Genomic DNA, 6,690 nt, shown 5'->3' on the forward strand with positions numbered 1-6,690 from the left:
TGCGCGAGCAGCTATCACCCAGTAATGGGGATCCCCCTCCTGTGACGCGAAGCGCTAAGGTGGGGGAGGATGTCAAGCCTACGACTTCTACCGGGTCGATCCCCGTCTGGAGTCGCCGGGGGCGGGTTACCGGGAGTTCATCCAGGCGGCCCACGCCAAGGGGCTCAAGGTGATCCAGGACGTGGTGCTCAACCACTCGAGCCAGTACGGCCTGCGCGGCAAGACCTGGATCGATCGCCTGCCCGTCAAATACTACGTACCGGCGGGGTCGAGCCAGGGACTCATCAACAATGGTCCCTATCAGGGCAATCTTGGGGACTACGCCAGTGCCAACCGCTGTGACGACGACAACCCGGCGGCTCCCGACTGGTACAAGGCCCGCTGCCAGTCGGATCCGGCGGGCACCCAGCCCCTGGTAGATCCCAAGACCGGCGCCACCGTGCCGAGCGCAGGCTACAACCCCAACCGCTTCTTCGGCATCGACGCCCAGACCCTGGATCCCGCCTGGTATCACCTGGACGGTTTCATGTCCGGCGGTGACTGGGAGAGCCCGCTTGCCCTGCAGCGCAAGCACATGGCGGGGGACTGCATCGACTTGGCCACCGGCAACCAGAACGTCAAGGACTACCTCAACGGCGCCATTCGTCAGTACCTCGACATGGGGGTCGATGCCATCCGTATCGATACCTTGAAGCACATCGAGCGGGACGAACTGCTGACCTATGTCCACGACTGGCAGGCCCACAAGCCGGGGCTGTTCGTCTTTGGCGAAAACCTGGTCAAGGGCACCGGATGGGGCTCTGAGCTGGCCAACGACAATGCCTCGGCGGTGATCCGCCCCTGGTGGTATACCCGCACCACGGCCAACCCGGCCAATCCCCGTGCAGGGGGCGATTCCGGCCTCTCGGTGCTGGACTTCTCACTGTTCTCCACCTTCCGTGACAACGTCGCCCGGGGGAACTTTGGCGGGGTAGGGGGGATCTTCGCCATGGACTGGGTCTATGGGGATGCCACCAAGCTCATCACCTTCTTCCAGAACCACGACGTGGGGCCGGACAACGACTTCAAGTACCGCTACGGCGGGGAAGAGGGCAATGCGGCCATGACCTACAACCTGCTCTGGACGGCGCGGGGGATCCCGACCCTCTACTACGGGGAGGAGGTGATGTTCCAGGCGGGCAAGCCCCAGGACATCGACGGGGCCACCATGACGGTGGATCAGACCGGTCGTGCCTACTACGGGGAGGTGCTGGACAACCCCGCCACCCCGAGCCACCCGCTCTATCAGCACATCAAGCGCCTGAACCAGATCCGCAAGGCGGTGCCCGCCCTGCAAAAGGCGCCCATGAGCCAGGTGAACGAGTGGGGGAGCGGCATCAGCTTCGTGCGTGATCTGAGCGCCCAAGGGAGCTACGCCGCCGTGGGCCTTGCGGCCAACTCGGCCCAGCAGATAAACCTGAGTGGCCTGAAGAACGGCACCTACACGGACGCGGTAACCGGTGCGAGCCAGAGCGTCAGCAACGGCAGCCTGAGCTTTGCGGTGCCCGCCTATTCGGCGCGGGTCTGGGTACTGAACGGCCCGGGCAAGGTCGGTGCTGACGGCAAATACCTCAAGTAAGGAAGCCCTGTCACAGGGAGCAGCGAGTCGGCCTTCGGGCCGACTTTTTTATTCTGCCTTCTGCCTATGCCTGAATGGATGCCCCATCCTGATGGGACTCTGGCTGGGGGGGCTGGTGGATGGGCAGGCCTGTGGACTCGCGACCAGCACGCTCATGGGAAGGGGGCTAGAGGGAAGGGAAGTAGTGCATCCGCCGCTCGAGTCACTTCATGCTCTGCATATTGCAGTGCTCGTGGCAGTGAGCAAAGCGGTGCCCATGTCGCCTTTGCGCCGCGGTGCAAGGCAAACTGTGCCACTCGGTTGATCTATATTGGTGCAATTGCACTTTATTGGTGCGCTCCATCCACATCCGCCCCTGGAGCCCGCCCCGAAGAAACACGCCGTATGGCCCTCGGGCTTACCCCATGACAGGCATCATCCATGCTGAAAAGCGGCATCGTATCGACATGATCTGCCGAAAAAACGGGCTGTGAAGGGGATACCACGAGGCCTTTCTCGGTGACTCGGGTAAACATGCTGCGCCACTGTGATGGCCGATCACTGAAGTGGTGCATTCGATCTGCACATTGCGCATTTATCAGAATTTAAATCCGATTATTTATGGTATCGCGGACTCTTGTTTTGATTGGCGCTCTTTTTGCTGTGCCTTGTCATCCCCACGATGGCGACATAAGGGGGCGGGGGACGCAAGATTGGGGGGTGGGGACGGCAAGGTGAACGGGCCGCCGCCATCAGCCCCAACGCGGCCTGGTTGTCGGGCAACGGATGCCACCATCACATCGGATCTAAGGAGTCATATGGAAGGTGAAATGACCATGCAGCCAGCGGCTGCGGGCAGGGGGCTGGCCCATACCCTCAAGGACGATGTCTACGGCATGGTGCTCGGGGTCATGTTTATCGCCGTGGGGCTCAATCTGCTCAAGTGTTCCGGCATGATCACCGGTGGCATCGCGGGCATCGCCCTGCTGATCGCCCATGTCAGCACCCTGCCCATCGGCGTGCTCTTCTTCCTGGTGAACCTGCCCTTCATGGTGTTCTGCTACGTCACCATGGGGCGCGCCTTCACCCTCAAGACGCTGATCGTCAACGTCGCCCTCTCGGCGGCCACCCAGGCGGTGCCGCTGCTGCTAACGGTGAGCTATGTCCATCCCCTGTTTGCCGCCCTGGTGGGGGGAACCTTCCTCGGCATGGGGGTCTTGTCTCTGGCGCGCCACAATGCCTCCGTGGGGGGCACCGGCGTGGTGACGCTCTGGCTGCAACGGCGCACCGGCATCAATGCGGGAAAGAGCCAGATGGTGCTGGATGTGCTGGTGTTTGCGCTCTCTCTGCTCACCCTGCCGCTTCCCCTGCTGCTCTGGTCAACCCTGAGTGCGCTGGCCATGAACGCCATGCTGATGAACTGGCACAAGCCGGGCCGCTATCAGGGGAACTGAACCCCGGTCTGGCTGACGGCTGATAGGGAAAAAAGGCCGTTCCGGGAGACTGGCGGCAGAAAGGGGCTCAACGGCAAAAAAGATCATCTTGTCGGGAAAAACGGCATGGTTACGGCTGAATTTATTGGTTTTTTGCCCTGTTGGTGGCGTTAAATCGGGCTACGCCATAAAAAATTCAAAAAACTTCTTTACCACTGCCCAATGCATGAGTAAAATTTGTCGGCAATATTTTACACCCCCACTCCTCAACGGTGAGATATTGCCATGCTCAGGATTGCCAAAGAAGCGCTGACCTTCGACGATGTACTGTTGGTTCCAGCCCACTCCACTGTTCTCCCCAATACCGCCGACCTGCGTACCAAGCTCACGTCTGCGATCACGCTGAATATCCCGATGATCTCCGCTGCCATGGACACAGTGACCGAAGCCCGTCTGGCTATCGCACTGGCCCAGGAAGGCGGTATCGGCTTCATTCACAAGAACATGTCCATCGAGCAGCAGGCTGCCGAAGTGCGCAAGGTCAAGAAGTACGAGAGCGGCGTGGTCAGCGACCCCGTTACCGTGCGCCCTGACATGACCATCGCCCAGATCAAGGAGCTGAGCCACAAGAACGGTTTCGCCGGTTACCCCGTGGTGACTGACGGCAACCAGCTGGTGGGCATCATCACCGGCCGTGACGTGCGCTTTGTCATCGATCTCTCCCAGACCGTCGAACAGATCATGACCCAGAAAGATCGTCTGGTGACCGTGCGTGAAGGGGCCCCTCGTGAAGAGGTGGTGGCCCTGATGCAAAAACATCGCATCGAGAAGGTGCTGGTGGTCAACGGCGACTTCAAGCTCAAGGGCATGATCACCGTGAAGGACTTCCAGAAAGCCGAGCGCAAGCCCAACGCCTGTAAAGACGAGCGTGGCCGTCTGCGGGTCGGTGCCGCCGTCGGTGCCGGTGCCGGCAACGAAGAGCGCGTCGCCGCCCTGGTGGAAGCCGGTGTGGACGTGCTGCTGATTGACTCCTCCCACGGCCACTCCCAGGGCGTGCTGGATCGCATCAAGGCGACCCGTGAAGTCTATCCTGACCTGCAAATCATCGGCGGCAACGTCGCCACCGCCGCTGGCGCCAAGGCGCTGGTGGAAGCGGGTGTCAACGCCGTCAAGGTCGGTATCGGCCCGGGCTCCATCTGTACTACCCGTATCGTGACCGGCGTGGGCGTGCCCCAGATCACCGCCATCTCCGACGCCGTCGACGCCCTGGAAGGCACCGGCGTGCCGGTGATTGCCGATGGCGGCATCCGCTTCTCCGGCGACGTGGCCAAGGCCATCGCCGCAGGCGCAAGCTGCGTCATGGTGGGCTCCATGTTTGCCGGTACCGAAGAGGCGCCGGGCGAGATCGAGCTCTATCAGGGCCGCTCCTTCAAGTCCTACCGCGGCATGGGCTCTCTGGGTGCCATGTCCAAGGGTTCCAGCGACCGTTACTTCCAGACCGACAACGCCGCCGACAAGCTGGTGCCGGAAGGGATCGAAGGGCGCGTGCCGTACAAGGGCCGCCTCAAAGAGATCATCCACCAGCAGATGGGCGGCCTGCGCTCCTCCATGGGTCTGACCGGCAGCGCGACCATCGACGACATGCGCACCAAGGCCGAGTTCGTGCGCATCTCGGGCGCCGGGATGAAAGAGTCCCACGTTCACGACGTGACCATTACCAAAGAAGCCCCCAACTACCGGATGGGCTGATGAAACGGGGCTCTGCGCCCCGTTTTTCCACCCTTTTTTTATCCCGTGCTTTTTGTGACAACATCAGCCTGATGCAGGAATAAAATGACTAAAGACATTCACGCCCACCGTATCCTTATCCTGGATTTCGGTTCCCAGTACACCCAGCTCATCGCCCGTCGCGTCCGTGAAATCGGCGTCTACTGCGAGCTGTGGGCCTGGGATGTAACCGAAGAGCAGATCCGCGAGTTCAACCCGAGCGGCATCATCCTCTCCGGCGGCCCGGAATCCGTGACCGAGGCGGGCAGCCCGCGCGCCCCCGAGTACGTGTTCAACGCCGGTGTGCCGGTGTTCGGTATCTGCTACGGCATGCAGACCATGTCCGAGCAGCTCGGCGGCAAGGTGCAGTCCTCCAACCTGCGTGAATTCGGCTACGCCCAGGTCGAAGTGCTGGGCCAGTCCGGCAAGACCAGCGCCCTCTTGCGCAACATCGAAGACGCCATTGCCGACAACGGCAATGCCCTGCTGGATGTCTGGATGAGCCACGGCGACAAGGTCACCGAGATCCCCGCCGGCTTCACCACCATCGCCCAGACCGCCACCTGCCCCCATGCCGCCATGGCCGACGAGGCCAAGCGCTTCTACGGCGTGCAGTTCCACCCGGAAGTGACCCACACCCGTCAGGGTGCCCGTATGCTGGAACACTTCGTCAAGGACATCTGCGGCTGCGAATGCCTCTGGACCCCGGCCACCATCATCGACGACGCCGTTGCCCGCATCCGCGAGCAGGTGGGTGACGACGAGGTGATCCTGGGCCTCTCCGGCGGCGTGGACTCCTCCGTGGTCGCCATACTGGTGCACCGCGCCATCGGCGATCGCCTGACCTGCGTCTTCGTCGACAACGGCCTGCTGCGCCTGAACGAAGGCCAGCAGGTGATGGACATGTTCGGCGATCACTTCGGCCTGAACATTATCAAGGTCGACGCCGAAGAGCGCTTCCTCTCCGCCCTCGCGGGCATTGACGAGCCGGAAGCCAAACGCAAGACCATCGGCCGCGTCTTCGTCGAAGTGTTCGACGACGAGTCCAAGAAGCTCAAGAACGCCAAGTGGCTGGCCCAGGGCACCATCTACCCGGACGTCATCGAATCCGCTGCCAGCAAGACCGGCAAGGCTCACGTGATCAAGTCCCACCACAACGTCGGCGGCCTGCCGGAAGAGATGAAGATGGGTCTGGTGGAGCCGCTGCGCGAGCTGTTCAAGGACGAAGTGCGCCGTGTCGGCCTCGAACTCGGCCTGCCCTACGACATGCTCTACCGTCACCCCTTCCCGGGTCCTGGCCTGGGCGTGCGTGTGCTTGGCGAAGTGAAGAAAGAGTACTGCGACCTGCTGCGCAAGGCTGACGCCATCTTCATCGAAGAGCTGCGCAAGGCCGACCTCTACAACCAGGTCAGCCAGGCGTTCGCCGTCTTCCTGCCGGTGCGCTCCGTTGGCGTCATGGGCGATGGCCGCAAGTACGACTGGGTCATTGCCCTGCGCGCCGTCGAGACCATCGACTTTATGACCGCCCACTGGGCTCACCTGCCGTACGACTTCCTCGGCCACGTGTCGAACCGCATTATCAACGAGATCAACGGCATCTCCCGCGTGGTGTACGACGTCTCCGGCAAGCCGCCCGCAACCATCGAATGGGAATAAGCGGCTAACGCTTTCCTGCCGATAACGCAAAACTGTCAAAAAGGCGCCCTTGAGGCGCCTTTTCTTTTTCCAATCGTTTGCGCCTCACTTTTCCGTTCTCTAGCCGCTTTCTCACCTCCCTGCCACTGTCATATATGGCATGGGGAGTTATGGATCTCACGCTAAATAGCTGTTCCGAATAGTAGATCACCGGAGGAAGGGAACTCAGTCCAGTTTGTGCGATCTGATTAGTCGCTA

Annotated in this window: 4 protein-coding genes; all 4 read left to right on the plus strand. The window is 61.5% G+C overall.

The features are described from left to right. Positions 1-169 precede the first annotated feature (169 nt). The 4 genes from OKB81_RS18630 (at position 170) to guaA (ending at position 6,453) form a co-directional block, all read left to right on the plus strand. A complete protein-coding gene (locus tag OKB81_RS18630; RefSeq protein ID WP_232048251.1) occupies positions 170-1,618 on the plus strand; it encodes an alpha-amylase family glycosyl hydrolase in 1,449 nt (482 codons plus the stop codon). A 797-nt stretch (positions 1,619-2,415) separates the two neighbouring features. Then, on the plus strand, positions 2,416-3,051 hold the full coding sequence (locus OKB81_RS18635; RefSeq protein WP_010674548.1) for a YitT family protein: 636 nt from the start codon (positions 2,416-2,418) through the stop codon (positions 3,049-3,051). A gap of 264 nt (positions 3,052-3,315) precedes the next feature. Then, complete coding sequence (gene guaB / locus OKB81_RS18640; protein ID WP_270666245.1) at positions 3,316-4,779, plus strand: IMP dehydrogenase; 1,464 nt, start codon at positions 3,316-3,318, stop codon at positions 4,777-4,779. 84 nt (positions 4,780-4,863) lie between these two features. Next, positions 4,864-6,453, plus strand: a complete 1,590-nt coding sequence (gene guaA, locus OKB81_RS18645; protein WP_270666243.1) for a glutamine-hydrolyzing GMP synthase — start codon at positions 4,864-4,866, stop codon at positions 6,451-6,453. Positions 6,454-6,690 lie beyond the last annotated feature (237 nt).

Source organism: Aeromonas sp. QDB56, from assembly GCF_027705505.1.
GTDB lineage: Bacteria > Pseudomonadota > Gammaproteobacteria > Enterobacterales > Aeromonadaceae > Aeromonas > Aeromonas caviae.